Genomic DNA, 14,721 nt, shown 5'->3' with positions numbered 1-14,721 from the left:
CCTTTACCGTTCCATGCCGTAGTCCCGGCTCAAGCCGCGGCTTAATGTCCGCTCGATCGCTTGAGCGACGTTCGGCTCGCGGAGCACCCGATCCAGGCTCGACCCCTGCGTGATACCAAGCTTCTCGGCACTGGACCGCATCACCGCTTCAAGCTGAGGATTGCCCTTGATCTCTTGGGCAAGCCCTTTCATCTGCGCCTCGATCTGGCCGCGCGTCTTGTCCTGCCAGCCTGCCAGTGCCCCATGCGCCTGCTCCAGACGGCCCCATTCCGTCGCGATACGCTCGGCCTTCAGCTCGGGATTGTGGCCCAGCCGGACGCCTCGTTCGCGATCGATGCCGGCGACGAGCTGCGCGCCCTGCGCTTCGCCTGGTCGCTCCAGGGCATCGCGCCTGAGATGGGGATCGTGTTTCAGCGCCGAGGCAAGGTCCTGCGCCGCGCTCGGGCGCACCTTGTCGAGCGCGGCCGCGGCCCGATCCAGGGCTTCGCTCTGATGCGGCAGCACGGGGAGGTCCTGAGCGCGCATCCGCTCGGTGTCGGCCCATGCCCGGCCGTAACGCTCCGCCGCCTGGGAAAGGCGATCCGGCGCCTGCCGCATCGCCGGCGCGCGGCTCTGCTCAGGCTCGGGCTCGGGCTCGGGCTCGGGCTCGAACCGGACGCCGGCGAACATGCCCGGCTGATCGAGACGCCGATCGGCGGCTTGCCCGCGCTCGGCCGCGCTCTCGATGTGCTCGCCAGCACTGCGCTCGCCGGCGGCATGTTTGCCAAGCTGGAGACCGGCGAAGATGCCGCGCGGCGGCTCCTGCCCGGTCCTCTCCCTTTCCGGCGCCGCGGCCTCCCGCAAGACGCGCTCCGGCACCCGGATCTCGTTCTCCGGAGTGATGCCCCGCCGCTCGGCAAAGCTCGTCGGATAGTCGAGGGTGACATCCTTCGCCCGCTCACGGGCAAGCGTGCGCACGAGCTGGCGGTGGTCGGCCATGTCCTCACGGCCGTAATGCAGCTCCACCCCCTCGCGGTGCCGCGACAGCCCGACATAGGCCGCGTGCCGGTCCATATGGCCCGTCGCCAGCACATGCGCCCGGTCGACCGTGACGCCCTGCGCCTTGTGAACCGTCGCCGCATAGCCGTGGTCGATGTGGTCGTAATCGCGCAGCTCGAACGCCACCCGGCGCCCTTCCTCACCGTCCAGACGCACTGTGAGCTGTGCGGAAGCCTCCTTGCCTTCGCCCGCCCGTTCGATGCCCTCCACCGTGCCGAGCGTGCCGTTCTTCACCTCCATTGACCGCTCGTTGCGCAGGAACATCAGCCGATCGCCGGTCGCAAAGGATCGCTCGCCGCGCTCGGTCTGCATCGCATGATCCGCGCCCAGCTCGCCGGCGTCTTGCAGCTTGGACCGGGCGCCGGCGTTCAGCTCGCGCACGTCGGCCCGCGTATAGGCCAGGATCACCTGGGACTGGTCCGGCTGCGCCTGGCGCGCCTCGTTCCAGCGCTCCACCAGGGCCGTCCGAGCGTCCTCGCGCGTGGCATGGCCATGCACCATGCCGGCGGCCTCGTAGCGGTCGAGCGCCTGGCCCGTGCGCCCCGTCGCCAGCTCGCGCGTGGCGTCCCGCTGCCAGTCGACGCGCTGCCGGCGGATTTCCGTGATCTCGGCCGCCCCGTGCCGCTCGCTGAGCGCCCGGAACGCCGCTCCCGCCTCGATCGCCTGGAGCTGTTCGGGATCGCCCACGAGCACCACCTTGGCGCCGGCCTTTTCGGCGTGCTCAAGCACGCGCGCCATCTGCCGCGAGCCGATCATGCCGGCCTCGTCGATCACCAAGACGTCGCGGCTCGTCAGCTCGTCGCGGCCGCGCTCCCAGGCGTATTCGAGACTGGCAATCGTCCGGCTCGCGATGCCCGATCCGCCTTCCAGGCCCTCGGCCGCGATGCCCGACAGGGCCGCACCGCGAACGATATAGCCTTCCCGCTCCCATGCCTCGCGCGCCACCCCCAGCATGGCGCTCTTGCCCGTGCCGGCATAGCCGACGACAAGCGCCAGGCCCTGATCGCCCGTGACATGCGCCAGCGCCGCGACCTGATCCTGGCCGGGCACCATTCCCCGATCGTTCGCCGCATCCAGCGCGTGAGCGAGCGAGGCTCGGCTGACGCGATGCCCGCGACCATCGGCGAGGCTGTCGGCCGACTGCTCCATGCGCTGCTCGACAGCCATGATCTCGCGCGTGGTGAACCGCTCACGGCCGCGGCCGTCCTGCCCGAGCTGCACGATCTCCGGGCTCGACTCCACGCGGCTCATGACGGCCTGGAACTGATCGGCTCCGTCCGTCTGCCGATGCACGAACCGGGCGAGGTCCTGACGCGTGAATGTGGAGTGCTGATGCGTCAGCGAGCGCAGCGCGACCCCCGGCTCGGCGAGAAGACGTTCGCCGTTGCGGCGCGCGACGTCGCGATGCTCCTGCGCCCGCTCGGCATCCTCGCCGCGCGTCTCCCGGCGCATCCCCGCCGGTCCGATCTTGTGTTGCGGCTCCAGCTCGACACCCTGCGCGGCCAGCGTGCGGTGGTCGATCCGAACATCGTGCCCCAGCTCCGCGCAGCGCTGGTTGACGTGCTCGGCCCAGCGTTCTCGCCAGCCGGTCAGCTCCGGCGTGGCGTTCCACTCCCGCACCTTCTTGCCGAAGCCGTCCGGCCCCACTTCGCGCATGGTCAGCATGACGTGCGCGTGCGGCTTCGCTTGGCCCTCCGCGTCGAAGTCCCAATGCACATTGAGGTCCGCCACCATGCCGCGGTCGACGAACTCACGTTGAACGAAGTCGCGGGCGAGCTGCACGCCCTCTTCCCGGTTCAGCTCGCGCGGCAAGGCGAACTCCACCTCGCGGGCGAGCTGCGCATCCTTCCGTTTCTCCGTGGCTTCCACCTCGTTCCACAAGGCCGCGCGATCGGAAAGCCGCTCCGGCGCACCGTCTGGAGCCAAGATTTCGGAATGAACGACGCCGGTCTTGGCGGTGAAGTCGTGGGCGCGGCCAAGGCGCTCATCGTGCAGCTCCGACGCGGAGCGATAGGCAGCGGCCGCCACGGCGCTGCGGCCTGCGCCGCGCGAGATCACTTTGGCCGAGAAATGGTAGATCGCCATGCCGGCGCCGCGTCCCCCCGCAAATCACTCAGCAGCCTAGCTGCGATTTGCCTCAAAGGCCAGACCAGACCGCGCCGCCTAAGCGCACGTTGCGCAGCAACGTATAAGCGCGCACTCAAATCCTGACGGCTTTGAGTGACAGGCGCCGTGCCGGTGGCTAGGTTGGTGGCGAGTCGGGGACGTGATGACAGGAGGGACCATGCGGAGGCCACGCGATATCGATGCCGAGCTGAAGGCGCTTCAGGAGAAGGCCAAGAGCCTCAAGGCACGGCAAAGAACGCAGCTTGGCGAGCTGGTGATCGCGACTGGCGCTGATCAGCTCGACATGGAGACGCTGGCGGGTCTGCTACTTGGCGCCGTTGAGCACAAGGACTCCGACAAGCGGGAGGGCTGGCGCCGGCGCGGGGCCGAGTTCTTTCAGCGGCGCAACCGCAGGAAGGAAAACGGCGCCGGCGACACTGCTTCGAGAGCTGACGGCGACACTGGCGGCGCTGCGCCGCTCGGCGGCGGCTCAGAGGCGAGCTGAGGCACGGCGCGCGCGCATGGACACGCGGGATTGGGCCAAGGCGCGCCGCGATCGAACGCGCCACCTCATCGAGCTGGGCGGCCTCGTCCAGAAGGCCGGCCTGGTCGAGCTGACCGGCGACGATCGCGCGACGCTGCTCGGCGCCTTCCTCGACCTCGCCGGTTTGCTGAAGCGCGGCGGAACCGAACACCTCTCGGCCGACGAGGTCATTGCCCATTGGCGGCGGCAAGGACGCGCCGCCTTCGACGCCGACGAGGCGATGCCGGCAGCGGCAGCCGAGGCCGGCAAGCGCTGACGCTCACGCGTCGGAAATGAGTGGAATCCAAGATGACCGTCAGGGACAAACTCCCCAACCTCGTCACCGCCATCATCTACGGCTTCGCGGCGATGGGCGCCGTCCGCTACCTGACCCTCCTGCCCGTCCTCGACGGCTTCAGGACCGACGCCGGCGCGGCGATCCTGGCCGTCCCGCTGATGGGTCTCGGCGCCGCCCTCGGCTGGGTCTTTCCGCTCTTCCCCAATGCCGGCCAAAGCACCCTGTTCGGGTCCGCTCGCTGGGCCTCGAAGAAGGAGGCTGACGCTCTCACCCGGAACAACGGCGGTCTGCTCGTCGGCCGCCAGCAGGGCGGCTCCAAGCCGATCCGCTATGACGGGATCTCGCACCTCATCACCCTCGCCCCGACGCGGACGGGCAAAGGCGTCGGCACCGTCATCCCGAACCTTCTTGACGCCGATCGCTCGGTCCTCTGCATCGATCCCAAGGGCGAGAACGCCCGCATCACCATGCGCGCCAGGTCCCGCTTCGGCCCTGTCCATCTGCTCGACCCGTTCGACGCCACCGGCCTCCCCTCGGCCGCCTATAATCCGATGGACACGCTCGATCCGGCCAGCCCCGACGTCGCCGAGGATGCCGCCACCCTCGCCGAGGCGCTGGTGCTCGATCCGCCCGGCCAGGTCGCCGAAGCGCATTGGAACGAGGAGGCCAAGGCCCTCCTCGCCGGCATCATCCTGTTCGTCGCCTGCGAGGAGGAGCCCAGCCGGCGCACCCTCGCCACGGTGCGCGAGCACATCACCGCGGCACCGGACGCCTTTGCCGCCCTCCTCCGGCGGATGCAGGACAGCCCCGCCGCCGGCCAGCTCGTCGCCCGTGCTGCCAATCGTCACCTCGGCAAGTCCGACCGCGAGGCCGCCGGCGTCCTCTCCTCCGCGCAGCGTCATACCCACTTCCTCGACAGCCCGCGCATGGCGGCCGTCATGGGCCGCTCGGATGTCCGCTTCGCCGATCTGAAGGAGGGAACCGCGACAGTGTTTCTCGTCCTGCCGCCCGATCGCCTCGACGCCTACTCGCGATGGCTGCGCCTTCTCGTCAGCCAAGCCGTCACCGACATGGCGCGTTCAAGGACGCGACCGGCAAAGCCCGTGCTGTTCCTGCTCGATGAGTTCGCCGCCCTCGGCCATCTCGCCCCTGTCGAGCGCGCTATGGGCCTCATGGCCGGATACGGCCTCCAGCTCTGGCCGATCCTCCAGGACCTGCATCAGCTCCGTGCCACCTACGGGCGACGAGCCGGCACCTTCTTCTCCAATGCCGGCGTCATCCAGACCTTCGGCGTCAACGACTACGAGACCGCCGAATGGCTCTCCAAGACCATCGGCCAGGAAACCGTCGAATACGAGACCGAGAGCGTCAACCGCTCCACCGGCTCGCGCAGCATCGGCCGATCGCAGCACTTCCACGGCCGCAACCTCCTCAACCCCGACGAGATCATGCGCATCCCGCCGGACATGCAAATCCTGCTCATCAAGGACATGCACCCGCTCGCCGCCCGCAAGCTGCGCTACTATGCCGATGGCGAATTCAAAGGGATGTTCGATCCGGCATGAGACGGTCCCAGCGCTGACGCGCTGGGGCTTTGTCACTGGCAGCCCTCCGGCTTCACTACGGCGCAGTTTGGAAGCGCGTTCGCCTTCGGGCCGGACGCGGCTTCGGCCGCGTGGCACGGCGCCAGCTCCCGGCCGGCCCGCTCTCTCACATTGACCCGATGACGATCACTTGCCCCGAGCCTGGGCTTTCTGAGTGTTGCGCTGATGAGGTTTGCAACAGGAAGGAAGCTTTCATGCCGTCAGGAAAGAAATTCGTCGGTCTCGACGTTCACCAGGACACGATTGCCATCGCAGTCGCGGAGGAAGGCCGTGAGAAAGAGGTTCGCTTCTTTGGTACCATCGCCAACACGGCGGAATCATTGCGCACAGCATTGGCCCAGATTGGCAAAGGCGGATCGGAGTTGAGGGTTTGCTATGAATCCGGCCCCTGCGGGTTCGTCATCTACCGATACCTCGCGAAAATCGGCATCGAGTGCATGGTGATCTCGCCATCCTCGATGCCGCGTCGGCCGAACGATCGGGTGAAGACTGATCGGAGAGACGCCCAGACGCTGGCTCGCCTGCTGCGCGCCGGCGAGCTGGTCGCGGTGTGGGTTCCGGACGAAGCCCATGAGGCGATCCGCGACGTGGTGCGCGCCCACCGCCAGGCCAAGCAGGACCTCGCCGCCGCGAAAACTACCCTGAAAAGCTTCCTGCTGCGCCACGATCGCCGTTTCCCCGGCAAGGCGATCTGGGGCGGCCTGCATTGGCGCTGGCTGGCCGAACAGGTCTTCCCCTTCCCGCACCAGCAATTCGTCTTCGAGGAATACAAGCGCCGCATCCATGAACTCGAAGGCCGCTGCAAGCGGCTGGAACAGGTGCTCGCTGAAGCTCTTGAAGACTGGCCGCTCGCCCCGATCGTCATGGCCCTCCAGGCCCTGCGCGGCATCAAGCTCATCGCGGCCGCCACGCTCGTTGCCGAAATCGGCGACCTGCACCGCTTCGACAGCCCCAAGCAGCTCATGGCGTGGATCGGCCTCGTTCCCGCCGAATATTCCAGCGGCAAGCGGATCAAGCGCGGCGAGATCACCCGCGCTGGCAATGCCGCCGCTCGCTCCATGCTGATCGAATCCGCATGGCACTATCGCTTCCCTGCCCGCGAGGGCCGGGCGCTGCGCGAGCGCAACGGCAGCATACCCGACAACATCCGCGCCATTGCATGGAAGGCGCAGGTTCGCCTTTGCGGCAAATATCGACGGCTGGCGAGTGCGGGAAAGCAGACGGTCAAGGTCGTCACGGCCGTCGCCCGCGAGCTGGTCGGCTTCATCTGGGACATTGCCCGCAATACGCCCCTCGCAGCCATGGAGCCGCGACGGTAGCGCGCGTAGGGCGGAGCTGGTCGGGGTTGCGCAGCCCGGAGCGCGCGGGCGGCAGAGCAGGAGGGAAATAAGAACGTGACAAACTGAACCTGGCTGGCGTGCTGCGCGCCCTGATTGACGCGGACAATCCTCGATACGGCCCTGGGGCAGATTTATTCGATGCCCGCCACTTTGACGGAGGAAGGTCCACGACGGAAAAGGGTCGTGCGGTAGCCAATCCGCGTATAGGTGCTTGATCAATCGTCGTCAGACAACAGGCGCGCAGCACGCCAGTCAGGTTCTACAAGAACAGCTTGCCCCGGCGATCGCCGCGGGTAATTATAGCCATGCGCACATCCAGTCGTGATCGTCATAGGAGGAGACATGCTTGCAGGCAATCATGTTTCCCTACCCTATCCGGCTAAGCCCGTTTATCGGCGTTTCGGTCGGCAGGGACCATCTCTCCAAGGTGCCGGGCCGTGATTTTCTCATAGGTCCCCTCATCCATGATCCCGAGGCGGCGCTGCGCGCCCGCCATTTCCGAAATTTCACGGGCAAGGCGGCTAGGCTTCGTCGTCATGCTCAAGCAACCGCAAGTGTCAAATGACCGACTGGATCGGCGGCCGGCTTCACGGTGATCTCAATGTCGTAACCAAGGCGATTCAGGCAGTCCATGAGCTTGCGTTCAGACAGGTTGGTGAAATCGCCACGCATCATCCCCGACACCTTCGGCTGCGGGATGCCCATGCGTTTCGCTGCCTCTTGCTGGTTCAACCCAAGAGCACGCATCGCCTTCCTGATCTCGACTACCAAGCCGGCCTTGATCTTGAGCTTTTCAGCATCGGGCAACCCAAGATCGGCAAAGATGTTGCCTGAGCTGCGGTGAACCTCGATACCTTCAACGATCCTTTTTTTCATTTCGCATCTCCTGCGCCAACGCTTCGGCCACCTTGAGCCGAGTGCGGATAATGTCCATGTCTGCCTTGGGCGTGGCGATTCCGCTTTTGCTCTTCTTTTGGAAGCAATGCAGGACGAAGACCGCTTCCGCAAATCTCACCGTGTAGACGGCCCGATATGTGCCGCCGGCATCGTTCTCGACGACCTCCAGCACACCGGCCCCGCCAAAGCCCTTGAGCACCTTTGCCGTATCGGCCTGGTCGCCTGCCTGGGCCAGCGACAACGCAAAACCGAAAAACCTGCGCACGACTGGCGGCAGCGCCATCAAGTCCTTGTAGCTGCTCGCAATCCATTCGAGCGGGCGCTCGCCTTGGTTCATGCTCATCTTATACCTGAACAGGTATAGATTGCAACCTGATTATCGTTTTGGGAATCATGCTTACATGAAAGCATGGTTTCTCCTACTCGCCGCCCTCTCGAACGACCGGGAAATTGTATTTGGCGAAAAGCAGGTTCAACGCCTCGGCCACAAGCCGTTCCTGCGGAATCCGTTTGCCCTGCGGATCGCGCGTTCGGAAGCTGAGTTCTTCCAGCGTCTCCCAATAGACCGGCGGCAGGTAGTGCGTCTTGGCCGTCTTGTTCGCCCGCGAAGGCGCAACATAGCTTCCGGCGGGCTGAGGGCTACGGGCGCGGCGCTTCGGCTCGGCCGGCGTCTCGGGAGCTGCCGGCGTGGGAGCCGGCTGTTCTCCGGCCTTGATGGCGGTCGCCAGGAGGGAGGGCTTGCGGCTCATGCTTTCATCCTTTCATGATTACCTGCAACCATGCTTGCCTGCTCTGAAAGGAAGGTGAACAGGCCGGCGACTTCCTGGGCGGCACGTCCCTGCGGTTCCAGTTCTTGCGGCGTCTGCCCCAAGGCCGGTGCGTCCTCGTAGGCTTTCAGGCGTGAAAGGTGGATGGGGGCGACCGGCACGTTGAACCGCTCCGTGATTGCGGCGGCATCATCGCCCGCCCTGCCCCCGGCGTTTGGATGCACGAGATTCAGCACCACGAAGGCCGGCGGATTGCCCGCCATGTCGAGAAGCCGCTTTAGCGGCTCCAAGGTGTCGATCGCGAATATTTGCGCCTGCGTCGGGATCAACACCATGTCGGCATGCTTGGCCGCTTCGGTCGAGGCGCTGTCCATCTTGCCGGGCGTGTCGATGAACACCCAATCCATGCCAAGGCCGCGATAGGCGTCGAGCGAGCGCCGGATAGCCCCCGGCTGGATCGAGGCGACGTCCGGACCATCGCCTTCTCGCCTGTCAAACCAGTTGACGGCGTTCGTCTGCGGGTCGAGGTCGAGCAGAGCCGATTTCTTCCCGGCCAGGTGCGCCGCGACCGCAAGCGCCGTCGCGATCGTCGTCTTGCCGGTCCCGCCCTTCTGAGTGCAGAAAGCGACTGTAATCATGCTTGCATCCTTTCATGCAAAGAAGCCTACACGCTTGCCTGCAAACATGAAAGCATGTCTGCATTGATGCGAGGTTAAGGCTCCGAATCCTCGTCGGCTGCCATGGGCTCGTCACACTCGCCGCAAACCAGGCGCACCCCCGGTTTCGCCCAGGCGTGCAGCTCGCAGCTCGGGCAGGTGTAGCGGGTCTTGCTGGCCGACTTCGCCTTGCGCTTCTTCCGCGCCTCGGCGTCGTCCCAAAGCTCGACATAGAGGGCCGAGAAGTCAGGTTGCGCGGCCAGCTCGGAGAAGGCGCAGACGTAGGGACCGCCCTCGATGATGTAATGGCTGCACGACTGGCCGGTCTCCTTGCCGCCCGGCTGGCCGGTATCAGAGGGGTGCAGGCCGATCGCGTGCATCTTCGCCGCCCATTCCTTGTTGTGGTAGCCCGCGCGCGACGGCTTGCCGAAATGATGCTGCCAAAGGTGCGCCATCTCATGGGCGAGGGTGGAAAGGCTCTGCTCGTCGGTGCGGCTTTTGAAATGCGACGGGTTTAGCGCAATCTCGTCGGTGATCTCCGTGCCGTCCTTTGATCCGAACCGGCCGCCGGCGAAATAGCCATAGGCTTTGTTCTTGCGCTGCAAGGTCACGAGGCAGGGCGGCAACTCGCCACCGAACAGCCGATCGTTGAAGAAATCGAATGCCCGATTCAGCGCGGCATAGGTTCTCGCGGTCGGATTGGCGGGGGACATGACGGCCTTTTGTGTATCGTACGAAACAAAAATCGCATATTTCATGCTGTCATGCAAGCATAATTGCATGCTTTCATGTTGAGCGCCGCCCTTGCCGCCCGCTCCCTCTCGAAAGCCATAGGACGATGGCCGCAGGCGCACGCGTTGCGGTTTTGTTGTGAGGGTTCCGCTTCCCGGCCCGCACTTAACGCGGGCCGGAACCGCCGCAGGGCCGCGAAGCGGGCCGGTGCGCGGCGTCCGAATCTATCTTTCTGGCATAGATAAAGAATGAGATGGGGATTCAGTCTGCTTGGCGGACTCACGCTTTTTCACTGATTTTCCAAGGGCGGCGAGAGCCCGCCCAAGGGGTGTGTCGCCCAGCTCGAACAAAGCCAGCTCGTCGGGCGGTAGAGCATCCTTGTGGGCTTGCAGCTCGGCCGCGCGAACCTCCTGGGCGTGATCGTGATCGTCCGGCGGGGGAGGGGCCTCGCCCATGCGCCCGAGGAGCCGCAGCGCGCGCGGCGGCAGCGACAAGCGATAGGCATTGCTGGTCTGCTGCACCTGCGGGCCTCGCCCCTCGTTCCCGGTCGGCATGTAGCGCCTGAGCCAGTCGAGGAAGCCATGCATGCGCAGGTTCTTCAGCGCCCGCACCACGGCGTCACGCGACCGCTTCAGGTAGCGCATCAGCGTGTCGATCGACGGCTCCAGCCGCCCCGTCCGGAAGTCGACCAGGTTGCCCAGCAGCTCCACCAGCTCGATCGCCACGGCGCCGAGTGGCCCGTTGCGCTCTCCCGGCCGACGCGCGGCCAGCTCGTAACGCCGCGCGGCCAGGAGGATCTTGCGCACTTCCCGGCGATCGGTCCGCCGCCAGAACACACCCTCGCATCGCCCCGCGGCACGGCTTTGCCGTCGAACGGGCGTGCGCGCCCGTCCGGTCGGCGCTCCTGCGAACGCCGCCCCAATTCTTTCAAACATCGTCTTTCGTCCTCCGTCCTGGAGGGCATCTGTGGACGGCGGACAAAGCTTCCCCGTTCCCGGCAAGACTCTTCTTGCCGGGCGGATCGCGCTCGACTATGTTGGGAGCCTGGTTCTAGGAGCTGCCCAACAAAGCCGGTTCCATCATCCGAAAGGCGCTCGATCGCGGCAAACGATCGGGCGCTTTTCGCTTATGCCCTCTGCTGCTGCTCGATATAGAACCTCAAAGCTTCCTCGATGATCGGCGCGCGCGCTGACGCGCCCCGCTGCTCCTTGATCCGGTCGATCGCTGCGACCAGTTCACTCGGAACATAGATGTTGAGCAAGGCGCGTCCGGCCGCGAGCTGCCGCTCTCTGTGAGCGATAACTCTCTTTCGGGTGCTCTCCGGGTCCGCGCGTCGACTCATGTGTTAAATGTAACGCTGAGTTTTCTGATTCTGCAATCCCCTCAATCAAAACCGCTGAAATCGTGGGGTCTGGCCACTGCTGCCCGTCCTGCCGGCTTCGCGAACCGGCGCGACTCAGGGCACTGGCCGACAGGCAAGGCACAATGCTTACTTGCAATCATGTAAGCATCGGCCCCGGCCGCCCCCTGTATCTCATCGGATCAGCCGGCGGAACCCCGACCCTCCGAGGCTCACTGCGAGATATGCACAACTCAGGAATTCTGCATCAAACCCACCTTCCTGAGATCATTTCGCTTTTTTGATGCGGATATCTGATGCACAATAGCTGGCATGATCTACGGCTATGCGCGCGTCTCCACTAGCGGCCAGGACCTCGCCAACCAGCTCGCCCAGCTCAAGGCCGCCGGCTGCGAGATGGTGTTCCGTGAGAAGATCAGCGGCTTCACGATCGAGCGGCCGCAGCTCAAGCGCGCGATCGGCAAGCTTGAACCTGGCGACGTGCTTATGGTCGCCGCCGTCGACCGCTTGGCGCGCGACACGCGCGACCTCCTCAACATCCTGCATGAGGTGAGAGAAGCCGGCGCCGGCTTCCGTTCGCTCGCCGAGCCGATCGTGGACACCACGTCCGAGCTGGCCGACATCGTGATTGCCGTGCTCGGGATCGCCGCGAAATGGGAGCGCGGCCGCATCCGCGAGCGCACCGCCGCCGGGCGCGCCAGGGCCAGGGAACAGGGGGTGAAGTTCGGCCGCAAGCCCAAGCTCACGCCGCACCAGCAGCGCGAGGCGTTGGAACGCATCCTCGCCGGCGAGCCGCAGCGCGCCGTGGCCCGCTCCTACAATGTCAGCCAGAGCACCATTTCAAGGCTCACCCCATGATCGCAGCCTTCTCGGCCTATCTCGAAGCCTGCGACCCAGAGCGCAACCGCTGGCGCTCCTACCACGTCGAGGCGGGCCGGGATCTCCTCGGCGATTGGCTGGTCGAGGTGACGTTCGGCCGGATCGGCGCGCGCGGCCGCACTGTGCGCTATGTCACCGACGACGAGCTGGCGGCGCGTCGTCTCGTTCGGACTTGCCTTCGCCGGCGTGCTTCGGCGCCGAAGCGGATCGGGATCGGCTACAGGACGTGCGAGCTGGTCGACCCCGCCGGCTGGCTCCAACGAGCATCGCGAAAGTCTCTATCGTCCACGGCAAATGACGGTTGCGGAAGTCTCATCTGACTTAGGATTGCTGTGACATCCTGTAGTTTTCGCAGGCTTTGACGCCGCAGGCAGTCTCCCTCAGCAGTTCGCCGACGAGCACAAGCAGATCATCCAGGCGCGGATCACTCAAGCGATAGTGAACGAAGCGGCCGCGCTGCTCACCAACCACAAGACCGCATTCGCTGAGACACCGCAGATGGTTCGACGCGTTCGACTGCGACAGGCCGGTCGTCGCGACGATCTCGCCCACGGATAAGGGTCCTGCGCGCAAGGCGTCCAGGATCGACAGCCGCGATGCATCCGCCAGCCCCCGAAACAGCTTCGCCCGCAAGGCGAGGGTCGGGACATCAACCCGCTCGATCAGTTCAGCATCGCTCGACATATCAGCCACGAATGATATATAGCTCTTCACGATTAGGGAAGATGGCCATGAGCGTAGCAGCTTCAACGAGTGAAGCCGAGACGACGCACTGCCGCGTCACCGGAATGGATTGCCCCTCCTGCGCGGCGAAGATCGAAAAGGCCGTGCGCTCGGTTGGAGTCGAGGACGTGAAGGTCTCGACCGCCACGCAGATCATGACGCTGCACGTCGATGATCCCGATACCCGTCTTCCGCAGGTCGAACGGGCTGTGACGGGCATCGGCTACCAGCTCAATCGGCTGGATCGCCCGGCAGCGGAGGCAGGCGACGATGATGACGACTTGCCGAGGGATCTCAGCCATATCACCCCGGCCTACAAGCGGGCGCTTTGGACCACCGGCCTCGTGCCGACGCCTTGGCGCGATCGCTGGAGATGTGAATATGCATGAAACGCGTACCGGCCACTTCGTCGAGAACCAACCGCTCCGAGGCGCCAAGTCGTCACCGCTGGTCGCCGGATTCTTTGATGAACGGACATCGAGTGTCCAGTATGTGGTCACCGATCCGGCAACGAAACGCTGCGCGCTGATCGATCCGGTGCTCGATTTCGACGAGAAATCCGGCGCGACCTCTACCCGCTCCGCGGAAGCGCTGCTCGACTATGTCCGGCAGAACGGCTGCACGGTTGAGTGGATCCTCGACACTCATCCTCATGCCGATCACCTGTCCGCCGTCCAATACCTGCAACGGATGATCGGTGCGCCCACTGCGATCGGCGAGAAGGTGATCGAGGTTCAGAAGCTCTGGAAAGAGATCTACAACCTGCCCGATTCCTTTCCCATCGACGGCTCGCAGTGGGACAGGCTCTTCGCCGACGGAGAGCACTTCCGGATCGGCGATCTGGATGTCGAGGTTCTCCATTCGCCAGGTCATACCCTGGCTTCTATCACCTATGTCGTGGGAGATGCCGCTTTCGTGCACGACACCCTGTTCATGCCGGACTTCGGCACGGCGCGCTGCGACTTTCCCGGCGGCGATGCGCGTGATCTGTGGCGCTCGATCCAACGAATCCTCGCATTGCCTGCAAAGACACGCCTGTTTACCGGCCACGACTACAGACCGGGAGGCCGGGAGCCGGCCTGGGAGAGCACCGTTGCGGAGCAGAGGGTGAGTAATATCCATCTGCAGGAGGCACTATGCGAGAACGCGTTCGTCTCCTTCCGGGACGAACGGGATGCTCAACTGCCCCTTCCAAAGCTGATGCTCCATGCGCTGCAGGTCAACATCGCCGGGGGTTGGCTCCCGGATCCGGAAGCGAACGGGCGTCGATATCTGAAGCTCCCGCTTGACGCCCTGACTGAGGCGGCGTGGCGGTAGCTCCCGCCCGCTCCCTTGCCATCCGCTCCAGCGATAGCTCCCCTTGACCCTCGACAGTCAGTGGAATAACTGAACACCTGTTCAAACGTTCATGGATGCAGCATGCCCGACATCAAGCTGACCGAAGACCAGGCCGTTGAACTTGCCGAGATCTTTCGCCTTATGGGCGACGGCAACAGGCTGCGCATTGCCGTGGCCTGCCTCGGCGATGCACTCTGCGTGAGTGACATCGCCCAGCGCGTCGACCTCTCCCCATCGCTCGTCAGCCATCATCTCCGTCTTCTGCGCGCGGCCCGCTTCGTCAAGGCCGAGCGACGCGGCAAGCAGGTCTTCTACGGCGTGGTCGACGAGCACGTGGAGTGCGTCATCCGGGATATGGTTGGCCACGTGGCCGAGCAACGCGGCGGTGCCGAGGAGGAAGACGATGAACGTTAATGTTCCAACGGCCGCTGGTGCAGCGCCTGATCGAGAAGACATGCCC

The 14,721-nt window shown here is 65.1% G+C and carries 18 protein-coding genes; 9 read left to right on the top strand and 9 right to left on the bottom strand.

From position 1 onward, the window contains the following. Positions 1 to 3 precede the first annotated feature (3 nt). Positions 4 to 3,123 (bottom strand): Ti-type conjugative transfer relaxase TraA, encoded by a 3,120-nt coding sequence (gene traA / locus L0F51_RS19710; RefSeq protein ID WP_078710408.1) that lies wholly within the window; start codon positions 3,121 to 3,123, stop codon positions 4 to 6. Positions 3,124 to 3,322: 199 nt separating this feature from the next. Here traA and L0F51_RS19705 point away from each other — a divergent pair, with 199 nt between their 5' ends. The 4 genes from L0F51_RS19705 to L0F51_RS19690 all read left to right on the top strand — a co-directional run bounded on the left by L0F51_RS19705 (position 3,323) and on the right by L0F51_RS19690 (position 6,888). Then, the gene (locus tag L0F51_RS19705; protein WP_234630869.1) at positions 3,323 to 3,649 is read left to right on the top strand and encodes a conjugal transfer protein TraD; all 327 of its coding nucleotides are present in this window, start codon (positions 3,323 to 3,325) and stop codon (positions 3,647 to 3,649) included. A gap of 16 nt (positions 3,650 to 3,665) precedes the next feature. Continuing rightward, entirely contained in the window at positions 3,666 to 3,944 is a 279-nt protein-coding gene (locus L0F51_RS19700; protein WP_078710434.1) for a conjugal transfer protein TraD, read from the top strand. 92 nt (positions 3,945 to 4,036) lie between these two features. Next, positions 4,037 to 5,530: a type IV secretory system conjugative DNA transfer family protein gene (locus tag L0F51_RS19695; RefSeq protein WP_370642469.1), complete on the top strand. Its 1,494-nt coding sequence runs from the start codon at positions 4,037 to 4,039 to the stop codon at positions 5,528 to 5,530. A gap of 233 nt (positions 5,531 to 5,763) precedes the next feature. Continuing rightward, positions 5,764 to 6,888 carry an IS110 family transposase gene (locus tag L0F51_RS19690; protein WP_078710432.1) on the top strand — a complete coding sequence of 375 codons (1,125 nt, stop codon included), beginning with the start codon at positions 5,764 to 5,766 and terminating at the stop codon, positions 6,886 to 6,888. Positions 6,889 to 7,449: 561 nt separating this feature from the next. On the opposite strand, the gene L0F51_RS19685 is transcribed toward L0F51_RS19690, so the two are convergent. The 7 genes from L0F51_RS19685 to L0F51_RS19655 form a co-directional block, all read right to left on the bottom strand. Continuing rightward, positions 7,450 to 7,785 (bottom strand): helix-turn-helix domain-containing protein, encoded by a 336-nt coding sequence (locus L0F51_RS19685; protein WP_078710431.1) that lies wholly within the window; start codon positions 7,783 to 7,785, stop codon positions 7,450 to 7,452. Next, complete coding sequence (locus L0F51_RS19680; RefSeq protein ID WP_078710430.1) at positions 7,766 to 8,143, bottom strand: type II toxin-antitoxin system RelE/ParE family toxin; 378 nt, start codon at positions 8,141 to 8,143, stop codon at positions 7,766 to 7,768. The genes L0F51_RS19685 and L0F51_RS19680 overlap by 20 nt, the downstream gene beginning before the upstream one ends. An 82-nt stretch (positions 8,144 to 8,225) precedes the next feature. Continuing rightward, entirely contained in the window at positions 8,226 to 8,555 is a 330-nt protein-coding gene (locus L0F51_RS19675; protein ID WP_207553012.1) for a chromosome partitioning protein ParB, read from the bottom strand. Then, complete coding sequence (locus L0F51_RS19670; protein ID WP_078710429.1) at positions 8,552 to 9,211, bottom strand: AAA family ATPase; 660 nt, start codon at positions 9,209 to 9,211, stop codon at positions 8,552 to 8,554. Before L0F51_RS19670 ends, L0F51_RS19675 begins: the two co-directional genes overlap by 4 nt. 74 nt (positions 9,212 to 9,285) lie before the next feature. Next, positions 9,286 to 10,083, bottom strand: a complete 798-nt coding sequence (locus L0F51_RS19665) for a SprT-like domain-containing protein (protein WP_234630868.1) — start codon at positions 10,081 to 10,083, stop codon at positions 9,286 to 9,288. A gap of 102 nt (positions 10,084 to 10,185) precedes the next feature. Continuing rightward, positions 10,186 to 10,767: a helix-turn-helix domain-containing protein gene (locus L0F51_RS19660; RefSeq protein ID WP_342587371.1), complete on the bottom strand. Its 582-nt coding sequence runs from the start codon at positions 10,765 to 10,767 to the stop codon at positions 10,186 to 10,188. Positions 10,768 to 11,087: 320 nt separating this feature from the next. Continuing rightward, a complete protein-coding gene (locus L0F51_RS19655) occupies positions 11,088 to 11,222 on the bottom strand; it encodes a CopG family transcriptional regulator (protein ID WP_234630867.1) in 135 nt (44 codons plus the stop codon). A gap of 411 nt (positions 11,223 to 11,633) precedes the next feature. On the opposite strand from L0F51_RS19655, the gene L0F51_RS19650 reads away from it, so the two are divergent. Both L0F51_RS19650 and L0F51_RS19645 read left to right on the top strand, forming a co-directional pair. Further along, a complete protein-coding gene (locus tag L0F51_RS19650) occupies positions 11,634 to 12,179 on the top strand; it encodes a recombinase family protein (RefSeq protein WP_078710426.1) in 546 nt (181 codons plus the stop codon). After that, positions 12,176 to 12,520: a WGR domain-containing protein gene (locus L0F51_RS19645; protein WP_116002892.1), complete on the top strand. Its 345-nt coding sequence runs from the start codon at positions 12,176 to 12,178 to the stop codon at positions 12,518 to 12,520. Before L0F51_RS19650 ends, L0F51_RS19645 begins: the two co-directional genes overlap by 4 nt. Before the next feature lies 1 nt (position 12,521). On the opposite strand, the gene L0F51_RS19640 is transcribed toward L0F51_RS19645, so the two are convergent. Next, positions 12,522 to 12,884 carry a metalloregulator ArsR/SmtB family transcription factor gene (locus L0F51_RS19640; protein WP_078710425.1) on the bottom strand — a complete coding sequence of 121 codons (363 nt, stop codon included), beginning with the start codon at positions 12,882 to 12,884 and terminating at the stop codon, positions 12,522 to 12,524. Between the two features lie 47 nt (positions 12,885 to 12,931). Between L0F51_RS19640 and L0F51_RS19635 the strand changes: the two genes are divergently transcribed. The 3 genes from L0F51_RS19635 to L0F51_RS19625 all read left to right on the top strand — a co-directional run bounded on the left by L0F51_RS19635 (position 12,932) and on the right by L0F51_RS19625 (position 14,675). Next, complete coding sequence (locus tag L0F51_RS19635; protein WP_234630866.1) at positions 12,932 to 13,312, top strand: cation transporter; 381 nt, start codon at positions 12,932 to 12,934, stop codon at positions 13,310 to 13,312. Then, the gene (locus L0F51_RS19630; RefSeq protein ID WP_078710424.1) at positions 13,305 to 14,240 is read left to right on the top strand and encodes an MBL fold metallo-hydrolase; all 936 of its coding nucleotides are present in this window, start codon (positions 13,305 to 13,307) and stop codon (positions 14,238 to 14,240) included. Before L0F51_RS19635 ends, L0F51_RS19630 begins: the two co-directional genes overlap by 8 nt. 102 nt (positions 14,241 to 14,342) lie before the next feature. Beyond that, positions 14,343 to 14,675: a metalloregulator ArsR/SmtB family transcription factor gene (locus L0F51_RS19625; protein WP_078710423.1), complete on the top strand. Its 333-nt coding sequence runs from the start codon at positions 14,343 to 14,345 to the stop codon at positions 14,673 to 14,675. Positions 14,676 to 14,721 lie beyond the last annotated feature (46 nt).

Source organism: Afifella sp. H1R (assembly GCF_021462425.1).
GTDB classification, from domain to species: Bacteria; Pseudomonadota; Alphaproteobacteria; order Rhizobiales; family Afifellaceae; genus Afifella; species Afifella aestuarii.
This window is presented reverse-complemented; position numbering and strand designations above follow the sequence as displayed.

Bases quoted from the DNA above. Each gene is read 5' to 3' on its own strand.
- traA (WP_078710408.1), bottom strand. From the start codon at position 3,123: ATGGCGATCTACCATTTCTCGGCCAAAGTGATCTCGCGCGGCGCAGGC.
- L0F51_RS19705 (WP_234630869.1), top strand. From the start codon at position 3,323: ATGCGGAGGCCACGCGATATCGATGCCGAGCTGAAGGCGCTTCAGGAG.
- L0F51_RS19700 (WP_078710434.1), top strand. From the start codon at position 3,666: ATGGACACGCGGGATTGGGCCAAGGCGCGCCGCGATCGAACGCGCCAC.
- L0F51_RS19695 (WP_370642469.1), top strand. From the start codon at position 4,037: ATGGGCGCCGTCCGCTACCTGACCCTCCTGCCCGTCCTCGACGGCTTC.
- L0F51_RS19690 (WP_078710432.1), top strand. From the start codon at position 5,764: ATGCCGTCAGGAAAGAAATTCGTCGGTCTCGACGTTCACCAGGACACG.
- L0F51_RS19685 (WP_078710431.1), bottom strand. From the start codon at position 7,785: ATGAAAAAAAGGATCGTTGAAGGTATCGAGGTTCACCGCAGCTCAGGC.
- L0F51_RS19680 (WP_078710430.1), bottom strand. From the start codon at position 8,143: ATGAACCAAGGCGAGCGCCCGCTCGAATGGATTGCGAGCAGCTACAAG.
- L0F51_RS19675 (WP_207553012.1), bottom strand. From the start codon at position 8,555: ATGAGCCGCAAGCCCTCCCTCCTGGCGACCGCCATCAAGGCCGGAGAA.
- L0F51_RS19670 (WP_078710429.1), bottom strand. From the start codon at position 9,211: ATGATTACAGTCGCTTTCTGCACTCAGAAGGGCGGGACCGGCAAGACG.
- L0F51_RS19650 (WP_078710426.1), top strand. From the start codon at position 11,634: ATGATCTACGGCTATGCGCGCGTCTCCACTAGCGGCCAGGACCTCGCC.
- L0F51_RS19645 (WP_116002892.1), top strand. From the start codon at position 12,176: ATGATCGCAGCCTTCTCGGCCTATCTCGAAGCCTGCGACCCAGAGCGC.
- L0F51_RS19640 (WP_078710425.1), bottom strand. From the start codon at position 12,884: ATGTCGAGCGATGCTGAACTGATCGAGCGGGTTGATGTCCCGACCCTC.
- L0F51_RS19635 (WP_234630866.1), top strand. From the start codon at position 12,932: ATGAGCGTAGCAGCTTCAACGAGTGAAGCCGAGACGACGCACTGCCGC.
- L0F51_RS19630 (WP_078710424.1), top strand. From the start codon at position 13,305: ATGCATGAAACGCGTACCGGCCACTTCGTCGAGAACCAACCGCTCCGA.
- L0F51_RS19625 (WP_078710423.1), top strand. From the start codon at position 14,343: ATGCCCGACATCAAGCTGACCGAAGACCAGGCCGTTGAACTTGCCGAG.